Here is a 12556-nt window from a genome sequence, read left to right on the forward strand (position 1 = left end):
GCTCTAACTCTCCTGCGCCCGATACGCCCCCGGCGTCAGCCCCGTCCACTTCTTGAACGCCCGATGAAACGCCGACGGCTCGGAAAACCCCAGCTGCTCGGCAATCTCCTGCAACGACAAATCCGCCCGCCCCAAATGGTAGATGGCGATGTCCCGCCGCAACTCATCCTTGAGCGCCTGAAAGCTGGTGCCTTCCTCACGTAAATGCCGGCGCAGGGTTTGCGGGCTGATATGCAGGTGCTGGGCGACGGCTTCCAGGTCTGGCCAGGGCGTGCGGTCGCAGCTCAGCAAGCGGCGCAGTTGGCTGCTCAAGCTGTCGCCTTCATCCGGCCGCGACAGCAGGTCGGCGGGGGAGCGCTCAAGAAAGTGTTTAAGCGTGCGTTCGTCCTGCAACAGCGGCAGGCTCAGGTAGCGTGCGGGAAACACCAGGCTGCTATGCGCCGCACCGAACACCTGAGGGCATGGGAAAAGCAGGTCATATTCGCCGGCATGCGCCGGCATCGGGTAGCTGAAAGTGGCTTGCTGCAGCCGGATGCGCTGGCCGATCAACCAACTGCCCAGGCGGTGCCAGATCACCAGCAGGCATTCGCTGAGGAAGTGGTCCGGGTCCCACAGTTGCGAATCGTCCAGGCTCAGACGGGCCATGTCGCCGTCTCTTGTCAGCTGCCAGCGCGGACCCTGCGGGAATAGGCTATAAAATAATAAGCCGCGTTCCAGAGCCTTCTCCAGGGTGCGGCAGTGAATCAGCGCGTGGCACATCATGGCGAAGGTGCCGCGCTTGCTCGGGCCTTCGGCAAACCCCAGGTATTCGTCGTCCAGCGCCAGCCATAACATTTGCAACAGCCGGGTAAATTGCTCGGGGGCGATACGGGCGCGTGGTTCGGTGAGTAACTCCGGGGTAATGCCGACCCGCAGCAGCAGGCCCGAGTAGTCGTAGCCCGCCCGGCGCGCACCGCCGAGGGCGGCGCGCGCATAGTGACTGGCGATGGTACGTTCACGCATGTGAGGGCCTCGTCCATGGAGTGGCGGATGGTAGCCACCCCACGGGAAGGCGACAAGGCGGATATCCGCCAAATTGTAGGACGAGACCGGGTGTGTGGGCGGATTTCCGCCACCTTGTTGGCGGTACTGGCGGCACCTTGGAAGCCCCAAGCCCTAATGTCTAAAGGCCTTCAGGGTTTTTAAGCGAAGTGGCACGGCGTTTGCGATAAGTATTACAGCGCAGGCTGGTTCCTACAGGCCTCGCAAACAACAAATCCCTCCAGTGCAGGAGGGTTCGCAATTCAAGTGTCGTGGGCAATGGCGGATCTTTGCCACACGGTGCGATTGAGGAACTTTGCAATGACGACTCGTCAGCCACTGTACAAATCCCTGTATTTCCAGGTGATCGTTGCAATCGTTATCGGTATTTTGCTCGGTCACTTCTACCCGCAGACCGGTGTGGCCCTCAAGCCACTGGGTGACGGCTTTATCAAGCTGATCAAAATGGTCATCGCCCCGATCATCTTCTGCACCGTTGTCAGCGGCATCGCTGGCATGCAAAGCATGAAATCGGTCGGCAAAACCGGCGGCTACGCGCTGCTGTACTTCGAAGTCGTTTCCACCATCGCCCTGCTGATCGGCCTGGTCGTGGTCAACGTTGTGCAACCGGGCGCCGGCATGCACATCGACGTGGCTACCCTGGACGCCTCTAAAGTCGCTGCCTACGTGACTGCCGGTGCTGACCAGAGCGTTGTTGGCTTTATCCTCAACGTGATCCCGAACACCATCGTCGGAGCCTTCGCCAACGGTGACATCCTGCAAGTGCTGATGTTCTCGGTGATCTTCGGTTTCGCCCTGCATCGGCTGGGTGCCTACGGCAAGCCGGTGCTGGACTTCATCGATCGCTTCGCCCACGTGATGTTCAACATCATCAACATGATCATGAAGCTCGCGCCACTCGGTGCCCTGGGCGCCATGGCGTTCACCATCGGTGCCTACGGTGTGGGTTCCCTGGTGCAACTGGGCCAGCTGATGATCTGCTTCTACATCACCTGCATCCTGTTTGTGGTGGTGGTGCTGGGCGCCATCTGCCGCGCGCACGGTTTCAGCGTGTTGAAGCTGGTTCGCTACATCCGTGAAGAGCTGTTGATCGTACTGGGTACTTCCTCCTCCGAATCCGCACTGCCACGCATGCTGATCAAGATGGAGCGTCTGGGCGCGAAGAAATCCGTAGTAGGCCTGGTGATTCCAACCGGCTACTCCTTCAACCTCGACGGTACGTCGATCTACCTGACCATGGCTGCCGTGTTCATCGCCCAGGCGACTGACACCCACATGGACATCACCCACCAGATCACCTTGCTGCTGGTGCTGCTGCTGTCCTCCAAAGGCGCTGCAGGCGTGACAGGTTCCGGCTTCATCGTACTGGCCGCGACCCTGTCGGCTGTTGGCCATCTGCCGGTTGCCGGCCTGGCACTGATCCTGGGTATCGATCGTTTCATGTCCGAAGCCCGCGCACTGACCAACCTGGTCGGTAACGCCGTTGCCACCATCGTTGTGGCCAAGTGGGTCAAGGAACTGGACACCGACAAGCTGCACAGCGAGCTGGCGTCTGGCGGTACTGGCATCTCCGACACCCGTCCGGAAGATGACCTGGGTGTGGCTGAAGGTCCTGCCCCTGCTATCAAGTAACTTGCCGAAGGTGTGAAAGCACCCACCGCTGTGCAAACGCCCCGACGTGTTCGGGGCGTTTGCATTTCTGGTGGGTCACTTTTGGTTTTTTTTGATTTACAGTCAGTAACCACTTCATCAATCGCCAGAGGTGGCCTGCGCAGATGAAACTCGCGTTGGATTGCCCGTTCTATACCGCATTGGCCAATCGGTTATTTGCGCCGCATCGTGTGCAGGAGTGTTGATGGACAGTGTGGATCTGAATGTCTTGCGCAGCGTGCTCGACTGGCGTCGCGCCGGGCACCGCGTGGTGCTTTACAGCGTGGTCCAGACCTGGGGCAGTGCGCCGCGTCCGCCGGGGGCGATGTTGGCCCTGCGTGGCGATGGCGTGGTGATTGGGTCGGTGTCCGGTGGCTGCATCGAGGATGACTTGATCGCAAGGTTGCAGGACGGGCGTTTGCCGGATGATGGCCCGCCGGTGCAATTGGTGACCTACGGCGTTACCCGTGATGAAGCGGCGCGTTTTGGCTTGCCGTGCGGCGGTACGTTGCGCCTGACCGAAGAACGGGTCGACGACTGGCGCTGGGTCGCGCAACTGCTGGAACGGTGTGAGGCGCATGAAATCGTCGCGCGAGAGTTGGACCTGGCCACTGGCACTGTGAGTTTGGGCAGTGCAAGCAAAACCGACGTGGTGACCTTCGATGGTGAACGCCTGCGGGCCATTTACGGTCCGCGTTGGCGTTTGTTATTGATCGGCGCAGGTCAGTTGTCACGCTACGTGGCCGAGATGGCGCGGCTGCTGGACTTCGAAGTGCTGATCTGCGACCCCCGTGAAGAGTTTGCCTATGGCTGGGAAGAACAGCACGGCCGCTTTGTGCCGGGCATGCCGGATGAGGCGGTGCTGAACATTCAGACCGATGAACGCACGGCCATCGTCTGCCTGACCCACGACCCACGTCTGGATGACATGGCGCTGCTGACGGCGTTGAACTCCACCGCGTTTTACATCGGTGCCCTCGGTTCGCGGGTCAACACGCAAAAGCGCCGTGAAAACCTGGCGGCGCTGGGTTTGTCGGCGGAGGCGATCGCACGGTTGCATGGGCCGATCGGTTTGCATATCGGCAGTCACACGCCGTCGGAGATCGCCCTGTCGTTGATGGCGGAAATCGTCGCAATCAAAAATGGCGTGGCACCGACGCAGAAAAAACCGTTACCGATGGCGGCTGAATGAGCATTACCGCAATCGTGCTGGCGGCCGGGCAGGGCAGTCGTTTTCGAGCCGAGGCGGGGGCTGATAACGATAAGTTGCTGGCCGATTGCGTAGGCTTGGATGGCGTGACGCGGCCGGTCATCGAGCAGGTGCTGTTGAATCTGCCTGAACCTGTCGTGAAGCGCTGGCTGGTGACCTCGCCGGACCGTCTTGAGGTGATTCGTCTGGCGCGTCTCTACGGTTGTGAAGTGTTGCTGCTGCAGTCGGCAGGCATGGGCGACAGCCTGGCGGCGGCAGTCGCAGCCAGCAGCCCAAGCGATGGCTGGCTGGTGGTCTTGGGGGATATGCCGTTCATCTTGCCTTCGAGTATTGAACACGTGGCCGCCGCGCTGGCAGACGAGAGCATCAGCGTGCCGGTGCATGACGGTCAGTACGGTCATCCTGTGGCGTTCGGCCGCGCATGGGGGCCTGCCTTGTGCGCGTTGTCCGGTGATCGCGGTGCAAAGCCGCTGTTTGCCAAGGGTTGCCCGCTGGAGGTGACCGTCGATGATCCCGGCGTTTTGTGGGATGTGGACGTGCCGCAAGCACTGCACTTCGGCAGGTGAGCCCGCAGTAGCTTTTCAGTTTTCTCTTCTAGACTGCCAAGTGTGGCGCATGCTGGGTGTGCAGCCATATTTCCTGCCATCAGTTCAGAGGCAGAATGTTGTTATTGCCTGCGTTTTCATTCACTGAAGTGGCATTATTTTCTTTCGAGGCTGAGGTGTAAAAATGAATTTACAGTGAGTGCCTCAATGAAAACCCTTAAAGCAGCTATCGGCCTGACCCTTTCACTCTCCACCTCTGCGTGGGCCTACATCCCGCCCCCTCAGCCGGATGTGGTGGTTTCAGCTCCCGTCTCCACGCTGGTATGGAAGGAGGTACCGGGTAGCGGGGGTATTTTTTATGCCAATCTGAAAGGGGACCTATTGGGTTTCGGCCCGTATGAGGCGTTTGTCAGATTTCCCGCTGGCAGGAACAACCCCGACCATTTCCATACGCAAACGCTGCCAACCGTTGTGCTTGAAGGTACGTTCTACGCGATTATCGATGGCAAGACTGTCGATTATCCTCCGGGCTCTTACTACAGCTTGCCCGCCAAATTGAAGCATTTCAGTGGGTGCAGGCCGGGGGCCGATTGTTTGTTGTATCAGCACCAGGCCGGCAAGTTTGACCTGGTGCCTGTCGCGCCATAAGGTCGATTTTTACCCGTTGATTGCTGAGTGCCTGCGCAATAACTGCAAAAAAAAGCCCCGCCAGGGTTACCTGGCGGGGCTTTTTAGTGGCGGATGGAATCAGACGAGGGGTTTAGGCTCGTGCTCTGCTTCCAGTGCCTTTGGGCTGTGCTCTGCCACTTCTTCGACGGAACGCGGGGTTTCGTCGACGATTGGGGCAGTGTGCTCAACCGCGGCTTCAGCGGCTGGCGCTTGCGCTGCGGCAGCGGCTGCTGCAGCGGCCGCCTCAGCTTCCTTGCGACGGCGACGCACTTCACGCGGGTCGTTCGGCGCGCGGCCGTTTTCGGTCAGGGCGCTGGCAGGGGCTGCTTCAACCACCGGGGCGGCGACTTCGGCAACCACTGGCGCTTCAACCACCGGCTGAGGCTCAACCACTGGAGCAGGTTCGGCAACCACTTCGGCAACCGGTGTCGGCGCTTCTTCTACCACAGGGGCAGGTGCTGGCGCTTCAACCGCAGCCACTGGCTCGGCAGCCCACTGGAAGGCGGTCTGTTCTTCGCGAACTTCACGCACGGCCGGAGCAGCTTCTTCAACAACCGGAGCTTCAACCACTGGCTGAGGTTCAACCACCGGTGCAGGCTCCACAGCAGCCACTTCCACTTCTGGTTGGGCTTCGCGAACCGGCGCGACTTCCACTTCCGGCACCACGGGGGCTTCGATCGGGGTGGTCGCTTCGACAACAGGCGCTTCAACAACCGGTGCTTCAACCACTGGTGTTTCGGCAACGGGTGTTTCAGCCACTGGCGCTTCGACTGCTACGGTCTCTTCGACAGCGGCAGTGGCGCGTTCAGCTTGCTCGTGAGCCTGGGCTTCAGCAGGTGCGCTGATGACCGAGCTGGCAACGGCAGCCGTTACCGCCAGGCCGGCAGCCAATTCGGCGCCAGTCGGTTCGGTGGTAGCAGCTTCTGTGTTTTCGCCGGTCTCTTCCGAGCCTTCGATCACGTTGCCGTTGGCATCGCGTTGACGCTCGCGACGGTTGCTGCGACGACGCTGGCCACGGGAGCGGCGGCGTGGACGATCGCCTTCGGCGTTGTCCTGGCCATCTTCCTGTTGCTCTTCGCCGGTCAGTACTTCTTCTTCGCTGGCGGCAGCGGCTTGCTCGGCACGTGGTTGACGCTCTTCACGCGGCGGGCGCGGTTGGCGCTCTTCACGTGGGGCGCGCTCTTCACGCGGCTGGCGAGCCGGGCGTTCTTCGCTGGCGGCCTCGCTAGCAACAGCGGGTGCGGCGTCCAGTGGCTCACGCAGTTCACGCACACGTTCTTCACGCTCGCCACGTGGCTTGCGATCTTCACGTGGTGCGCGTGGGGTACGTGGTGCGCGCTCTTCACGCGGTGCACGTTCTTCGCGGGCTACGGTTGGAGTTTCTTCACGGGCTTCGCGTGGTGCACGCTCTTCACGTGGCGCGCGTTCTTCACGCGGTGCACGTTCCTCGCGAGGCTTGCGCTCTTCGTCACGACGACCGTTGCGGTTACGGCTTTGCTGGCGACCGTTGCGACGCTCTTCGTTACGCGCCGGGCGCTCGGTGGCAGGTTTTTCAACCACAACCGGGGCAACAGGCTCTTCTTTGGTGGCGAACAGGCTCACCAGCGACTTCACCAGGCCTTTGAACAGGCTTGGCTCAGGCAGGGCGGCCGGTGCGGCAACCGGTGCAGCCGCTTCGGCCGGAACCGGAGCGTTGGCACGTGCCGGTGCGGTCTTGACGGCCGCTTCCTGGCGAACCAGGGTGCGGGTCGCGGCGGCTGGCTGGACTTCTTCAACTTCAGCTGCGGCCGCTGCGATTTCGTAGCTGGACTGGCCGCTGTGGGCTTCCGGGCTGTCATCACGCAGGCGCTGCACTTCGAAGTGCGGCGTTTCGAGGTGATCGTTCGGCAGGATGACGATACGGGCGCGGGTGCGCAGTTCGATCTTGGTGATCGAGTTGCGTTTTTCGTTGAGCAGGAAAGCGGCAACCGGAATCGGCACTTGCGCGCGGACTTCGGCGGTGCGGTCTTTCAGGGCTTCTTCTTCGATCAGGCGCAGGATCGCCAGGGACAGCGATTCAACGTCACGGATGATGCCGGTGCCGTTGCAACGCGGGCAGACGATGCCGCTGCTCTCGCCCAGGGATGGACGCAGGCGCTGACGGGACATTTCCAGCAAGCCGAAGCGCGAGATGCGGCCGACCTGTACGCGGGCGCGGTCAGCTTCCAGGCATTCGCGGACTTTCTCTTCCACGGCGCGCTGGTTCTTGGCCGGGGTCATGTCGATGAAGTCGATCACGATCAGGCCGCCGATGTCACGCAGGCGCAGCTGGCGGGCGATTTCTTCAGCCGCTTCCAGGTTGGTCTGCAGGGCGGTTTCTTCGATGTCGCTGCCTTTGGTCGCACGCGCCGAGTTGATGTCGATGGACACCAGGGCTTCGGTCGGGTCGATCACAATGGAACCGCCGGAAGGCAGTTCGACCACGCGCTGGAAGGCGGTCTCGATCTGGCTTTCGATCTGGAAACGGTTGAACAGCGGAACGCTGTCTTCGTACAGCTTGATCTTGCTGGCGTACTGCGGCATCACCTGGCGGATGAAGGTCAGGGCTTCGTCCTGGGCTTCAACGCTGTCGATCAGCACTTCGCCGATGTCCTGGCGCAGGTAGTCGCGGATGGCGCGGATGATCACGTTGCTTTCCTGGTAGATCAGGAACGGCGCGGAACGATCCAGGGACGCTTCTTTGATAGCGGTCCACAGTTGCAGCAGGTAGTCGAGGTCCCACTGCATTTCTTCGCTGCTGCGGCCAAGGCCGGCGGTGCGAACGATCAAGCCCATGTCGGCTGGCGCGACCAAACCGTTCAGCGCTTCACGCAGTTCGTTGCGCTCTTCGCCTTCGATGCGACGGGAGATGCCGCCGGCACGCGGGTTGTTCGGCATCAGCACGAGGTAACGGCCAGCCAGGCTGATGAAGGTGGTCAGGGCGGCGCCCTTGTTGCCACGTTCTTCTTTTTCGACCTGAACGATGACTTCCTGGCCTTCGCTCAGGACGTCCTTGATGTTCACGCGGCCTTCAGGGGCTTTCTTGAAGTATTCGCGGGAGATTTCTTTGAGGGGCAGGAAGCCGTGGCGCTCGGAGCCGAAATCGACAAAGGCAGCCTCAAGGCTTGGTTCGATGCGAGTAATACGGCCTTTATAGATGTTGGCCTTCTTTTGCTCGCGTGCACCGGATTCAATGTCCAGGTCGTAGAGGCGTTGGCCATCTACCAGTGCAACACGCAACTCTTCGGGTTGAGTTGCGTTAATCAGCATTCTTTTCATGTTGTACCGTCGGTTTCCGGGCTGCCGGAAACGGCGTTCGGCACACACGACTTCTCACGGTCGGTGTCAGGTGCGTCAAGAGTGGTTGGCCACTCCAGTGTCCAGCAATAACGAGCCAATTGGGCCGGTATCGCGACGGACGCGTCCTGCTTGTTAGCGGTGGTGACAAAGGCACCACTTCAACAAAAGCTAAGGTCAGGAGGAGGAATCAACCGGCGACTGTGGACGAGATGAAGCGTCTAAATATAAGCCTAGTGCTACACGGTCCGACGGTTGTGCATCTCCACCCTACACGTATCCCTGATAATTCGGGTGCTGCCGCGCGCAGAATCCGCAGCGGGTTGGCATTTACCGTGTTCTCCAATGGGGAGTCCACGCTCATGGCTAAACAAGACTGAATGTGGGCGACTGCGCTCTCACTCAGCTCTTAACAGGCGTTGTTTCCGAAGCATTCGCCATGGTCTGGCTCAAGACTGACTGCACTTTGTGAACTGGCCGTAAATATCGGCGCGGAACGCGAGTATTCACTCTGCTTTCTGCACTCGCTTCAGGCCTCATGTCACCTGCGCTTGTTACAATCTCGAGCCTTCCAAGGTGGCGAAAGCCCCGTAGGACGGCCTCGCGTCCTGATGAATTGCGATGGTCAGGGCCGGCAATTTGCCGCAAGTCCTCTGTCCAGGCCGCTTTTGGCGGCGTTCGCGACTATAGCAGCAATGATTAAGTGCTTCAATTCCATAAAAAATTGTTATCATCGCCGCCATGACGACTACCGCCCCCCAGACCCCCAGCGTCCAGCTGCTCGAGGTCTCGCCGGAATATGCCGGCCAACGCATCGACAATTTTCTCCTGGCCAGGCTCAAAGGCGTGCCCAAGACCTTGATTTACCGCATCTTGCGTAAAGGCGAAGTGCGCGTGAACAAGGGGCGCATCAAGCCCGAGTACAAGCTGCAGGCGGGCGATATCGTTCGTGTGCCTCCGGTGCGCGTGCCTGAGCGTGACGAGCCGGTGCCGCTGGCCCAGGGCCTGTTGCAGCGCCTCGAGGCGTCGATTGTCTTCGAAGACAGCAAACTGATCGTGATCAATAAGCCTTGCGGCATTGCAGTGCACGGCGGCAGCGGCCTGAATTTCGGCGTGATCGAAGCCTTCCGTCAACTGCGCCCCGATGCCAAGGAGTTGGAACTGGTCCACCGACTGGACCGCGACACCTCCGGCCTGCTGATGATCGCCAAGAAACGCAGCATGTTGCGCCACTTGCACACCGCCCTGCGTGGCGACGGTGTCGACAAGCGCTACATGGCGCTGGTGCGTGGCAACTGGGCCAGCTCGATCAAGAGCGTCCGTGCGCCGCTGCAGAAGAGCAACCTGCGCTCCGGCGAGCGTATGGTCGAAGTCGACGAGGAAGGCAAAGAAGCCCTGACCCTGTTCAAGGTGCTGCGCCGCTTCGGCGACTTCGCCACCATGGTCGAGGCCAAGCCGGTGACCGGGCGTACTCACCAGATTCGCGTGCATACCTTGCACGCGGGCCACTGCATTGCCGGCGACACCAAGTACGGTGACGAGGATTTCTCCAGGGAAATTCGCGACCTGGGCGGCAAGCGCCTGTTCCTGCACGCCTACATGCTGACCGTGCCGCTGCCCGACGGCGGCGAGCTGAAGCTGCAGGCGCCGGTCGATGAGATGTGGGCCAAGACCGTGGAGCGTTTGAGTGTCGCACCTTGATTACAAGCTGCTGATTTTTGATTGGGACGGCACCCTGTGTAATTCCATTGGGCGGATCGTCGAATCAATGCACGCCGCCTCGGCCCGCTCGGGCTTCGAGTTGTGCACCGATCTGGCGGTCAAGGGCATTATCGGCCTGGGTTTGCCTGAGGCGATCCGCACCCTGTACCCCCAGATCAGCGACGCTGAACTGGTGACCTTTCGCGACCATTACGCTGATCACTACATTGCGCTGGAAGCCACGCCTTCGCCGTTATTCGACGGTGTAGTGCAGTCGCTGGAGGCCTTTCGCGCCGAGGGTTATCGGTTGGCAGTCGCCACCGGCAAGGCTCGTCGCGGCCTGGATCGGGTGCTCAAGGCGCATGGCTATGAAGATTATTTCGACATCACCCGCGCCGCGGATGAAACCGCCAGCAAACCCCATCCTCTGATGCTGGAGCAGATCCTGGCGCATTGCGGCGTAGCGCCGCGCCAGGCCTTGATGGTGGGTGACGCATCCTTCGACCTGATGATGGCGCGCAACGCCGGCATGGACAGCGTGGCCGTCAGCTACGGTGCCCAGGCTGCCGAGGCCTTGCAGCAATACGAGCCCAGGCTGACGATTGATCATTTTTCTGAACTGCAGGCCTGGCTCAGCCGGGCCCAATAAGTCTTTGTTGGGGTTGATGGCATGAGTGATGAGTGGAAAGCGCCCGAAAAGGCCGAGAGCGGTGATGATAAAAGCTGGAAGCTGCTGGAGAAGACTCTCCTGGCCAGCGTTCAGGAGCAGCGCCGCGCACGGCGCTGGGGGATTTTCTTCAAGCTGCTGACCTTTACCTATTTGATTGCCATGCTGGCGCTGTTCAGCCCGCTGATGGACATGGAAAAAAGCGCCACCCGTGGCAGCAACTACACCGCCTTGATTGAAGTGCGCGGGGTGATTGCCGACAAGGAATCCGCCAGCGCCGACAATATCGTCAGTAGCCTGCGTGCTGCGTTTGACGACCCCAAGGTCAAGGCTGTGATCCTGCGTATTAATAGCCCGGGCGGTAGCCCTGTGCAGTCGGGCTATGTATATGACGAGATTCGTCGCCTGCGCGCGCTGCACCCGGATACCAAGCTGTATGCAGTGATTTCCGACCTGGGTGCCTCGGGTGCCTATTACATCGCCAGCGCCGCTGACCAGATCTATGCCGACAAGGCCAGCCTGGTCGGTTCCATTGGTGTGACGGCGGCCGGTTACGGCTTTGTTGGCACCATGGAGAAGCTCGGCGTGGAGCGTCGCACCTACACCTCGGGTGAGCACAAGGCTTTCCTGGACCCGTTCCAGCCGCAAAAGGCCGATGAAACCCAGTTCTGGCAGGGCGTGCTCGACACCACTCACCGTCAGTTCATTGCCAGCGTCAAGCAGGGGCGTGGTGATCGCCTGAAGGACAAAGACCATCCGGAGCTGTTTTCCGGGCTGGTGTGGTCGGGTGAGCAGGCATTGCCGCTGGGCCTGATCGATGGCCTGGGCAGTGCCAGTTCGGTAGCCCGGGACGTGATTGGCGAGAAGGAACTGGTGGATTTCACCGTTGAGGAATCGCCGTTTGATCGCTTCTCCAAGAAGCTCGGCGCCAGCGTGGCGGAGAAGTTGGCGTTGTACATGGGCTTCCAGGGCCCGACCCTGCGCTGATACCTCGAAGCAACAGGGTTCAACATGTGGGAGCTGGCTTGCCTGCGATAGCATCACCTCGGTTCGACTGATGTACCGAGGTGTGTGCATCGCAGGCAAGCCAGCTCCCACATTGGTTTTGTGGTGGGCTTAAGGTATTTGCACGCCTTCAGCCAGCAGCATGTCCACCAGCCGAATCAGTGGTAAGCCTACGAGGCTTGTTGCATCCGGCCCTTCAGTGCTTTGGAACAGGCTCACACCCAGCCCTTCAGCCTTGAAACTGCCTGCGCAGTCATAGGGTTGTTCGAGTCGCAGGTAGCGCTCGATCCGCTCAGCGTCCAGCACGCGCATCTGCACCGTAAACGGTACACAGTCGACCTGGCAGTGCCCGGTCTCGCTGTTGAGCAGTGCCAGGCCTGTAAGGAAACTCACGCGCTTGTCACTGGCTGCCAGCAACTGTTCGCGGGCGTTTTCGAAGGTGTGGGGTTTGCCGATAATTTGCCCGTCCAGTGCGGCCACCTGGTCCGAACCGATAATCAGGTGCACGGGATGGCTGCTGGCGAGGGCGCGAGCTTTCTCTTCGGCCAGGCGCTTGACCAGCTCGATGGCGGATTCATTTTCGCGATGGCTTTCGTCGATATCCGGCGAGGCGCAGATGAACGGCAGGTGCAGGCGGCTCAGCAATTCCCGGCGGTAAACCGAGCTGGATGCGAGTAATAAAGGCAGCATGGGCGTCTCCTTAAGGCAGTTGGAGATTCTAGCGAGGCGACCAGCTGACGCACAGGGCTGAAT

General features: G+C 60.5%; 10 protein-coding genes. 7 read left to right on the top strand and 3 right to left on the bottom strand.

Annotation, left to right across the window (positions count from 1 at the left end; genetic code table 11):
• Positions 1-3: 3 nt before the first annotated feature.
• Positions 4-1002, bottom strand: a complete 999-nt coding sequence (locus L8I05_RS00260; RefSeq protein WP_242166780.1) for an AraC family transcriptional regulator — start codon at positions 1000-1002, stop codon at positions 4-6.
• Positions 1003-1341: 339 nt separating this feature from the next.
• On the opposite strand from L8I05_RS00260, the gene L8I05_RS00265 reads away from it, so the two are divergent.
• From L8I05_RS00265 to L8I05_RS00280, 4 genes are all read left to right on the top strand, one after another.
• Entirely contained in the window at positions 1342-2673 is a 1332-nt protein-coding gene (locus tag L8I05_RS00265) for a dicarboxylate/amino acid:cation symporter (protein ID WP_159959110.1), read from the top strand.
• A 223-nt stretch (positions 2674-2896) separates the two neighbouring features.
• On the top strand, positions 2897-3883 hold the full coding sequence (locus tag L8I05_RS00270) for an XdhC family protein (RefSeq protein ID WP_242166781.1): 987 nt from the start codon (positions 2897-2899) through the stop codon (positions 3881-3883).
• Positions 3880-4467, top strand: coding sequence for a nucleotidyltransferase family protein (locus L8I05_RS00275; RefSeq protein WP_242166782.1), 588 nt, complete (start codon positions 3880-3882; stop codon positions 4465-4467). Before L8I05_RS00270 ends, L8I05_RS00275 begins: the two co-directional genes overlap by 4 nt.
• A gap of 186 nt (positions 4468-4653) precedes the next feature.
• Positions 4654-5094 carry a cupin domain-containing protein gene (locus L8I05_RS00280; protein ID WP_242166783.1) on the top strand — a complete coding sequence of 147 codons (441 nt, stop codon included), beginning with the start codon at positions 4654-4656 and terminating at the stop codon, positions 5092-5094.
• A gap of 99 nt (positions 5095-5193) precedes the next feature.
• On the opposite strand, the gene rne is transcribed toward L8I05_RS00280, so the two are convergent.
• Positions 5194-8403 carry a ribonuclease E gene (rne, locus tag L8I05_RS00285; RefSeq protein WP_242166784.1) on the bottom strand — a complete coding sequence of 1070 codons (3210 nt, stop codon included), beginning with the start codon at positions 8401-8403 and terminating at the stop codon, positions 5194-5196.
• 768 nt (positions 8404-9171) lie between these two features.
• Between rne and rluC the strand changes: the two genes are divergently transcribed.
• Genes rluC through L8I05_RS00300 form a run of 3 tightly spaced genes read left to right on the top strand, consistent with a single transcriptional unit; the run spans position 9172 to position 11785 of the window.
• Positions 9172-10131, top strand: a complete 960-nt coding sequence (rluC, locus tag L8I05_RS00290) for a 23S rRNA pseudouridine(955/2504/2580) synthase RluC (RefSeq protein WP_071490507.1) — start codon at positions 9172-9174, stop codon at positions 10129-10131.
• Positions 10118-10780 (top strand): HAD-IA family hydrolase, encoded by a 663-nt coding sequence (locus L8I05_RS00295; protein WP_159959098.1) that lies wholly within the window; start codon positions 10118-10120, stop codon positions 10778-10780. The genes rluC and L8I05_RS00295 overlap by 14 nt, the downstream gene beginning before the upstream one ends.
• Before the next feature lie 21 nt (positions 10781-10801).
• Positions 10802-11785, top strand: a complete 984-nt coding sequence (locus tag L8I05_RS00300; protein ID WP_197627069.1) for a S49 family peptidase — start codon at positions 10802-10804, stop codon at positions 11783-11785.
• A gap of 129 nt (positions 11786-11914) precedes the next feature.
• Here L8I05_RS00300 and L8I05_RS00305 read toward each other — a convergent pair whose 3' ends face one another.
• Entirely contained in the window at positions 11915-12493 is a 579-nt protein-coding gene (locus L8I05_RS00305) for a nucleoside triphosphate pyrophosphatase (RefSeq protein ID WP_242166785.1), read from the bottom strand.
• Positions 12494-12556 lie beyond the last annotated feature (63 nt).

The sequence above is a fragment of the Pseudomonas sp. MONT-RG-20F-20-E-7-02 genome (assembly GCF_022662395.1).
Taxonomy (GTDB): Bacteria; Pseudomonadota; Gammaproteobacteria; order Pseudomonadales; family Pseudomonadaceae; genus Aquipseudomonas.

Bases quoted from the DNA above. Each gene is read 5' to 3' on its own strand.
- L8I05_RS00300 (WP_197627069.1), top strand. From the start codon at position 10,802: ATGAGTGATGAGTGGAAAGCGCCCGAAAAGGCCGAGAGCGGTGATGAT.
- L8I05_RS00260 (WP_242166780.1), bottom strand. From the start codon at position 1,002: ATGCGTGAACGTACCATCGCCAGTCACTATGCGCGCGCCGCCCTCGGC.
- L8I05_RS00275 (WP_242166782.1), top strand. From the start codon at position 3,880: ATGAGCATTACCGCAATCGTGCTGGCGGCCGGGCAGGGCAGTCGTTTT.
- L8I05_RS00265 (WP_159959110.1), top strand. From the start codon at position 1,342: ATGACGACTCGTCAGCCACTGTACAAATCCCTGTATTTCCAGGTGATC.
- rne (WP_242166784.1), bottom strand. From the start codon at position 8,403: ATGCTGATTAACGCAACTCAACCCGAAGAGTTGCGTGTTGCACTGGTA.
- rluC (WP_071490507.1), top strand. From the start codon at position 9,172: ATGACGACTACCGCCCCCCAGACCCCCAGCGTCCAGCTGCTCGAGGTC.
- L8I05_RS00305 (WP_242166785.1), bottom strand. From the start codon at position 12,493: ATGCTGCCTTTATTACTCGCATCCAGCTCGGTTTACCGCCGGGAATTG.
- L8I05_RS00280 (WP_242166783.1), top strand. From the start codon at position 4,654: ATGAAAACCCTTAAAGCAGCTATCGGCCTGACCCTTTCACTCTCCACC.
- L8I05_RS00270 (WP_242166781.1), top strand. From the start codon at position 2,897: ATGGACAGTGTGGATCTGAATGTCTTGCGCAGCGTGCTCGACTGGCGT.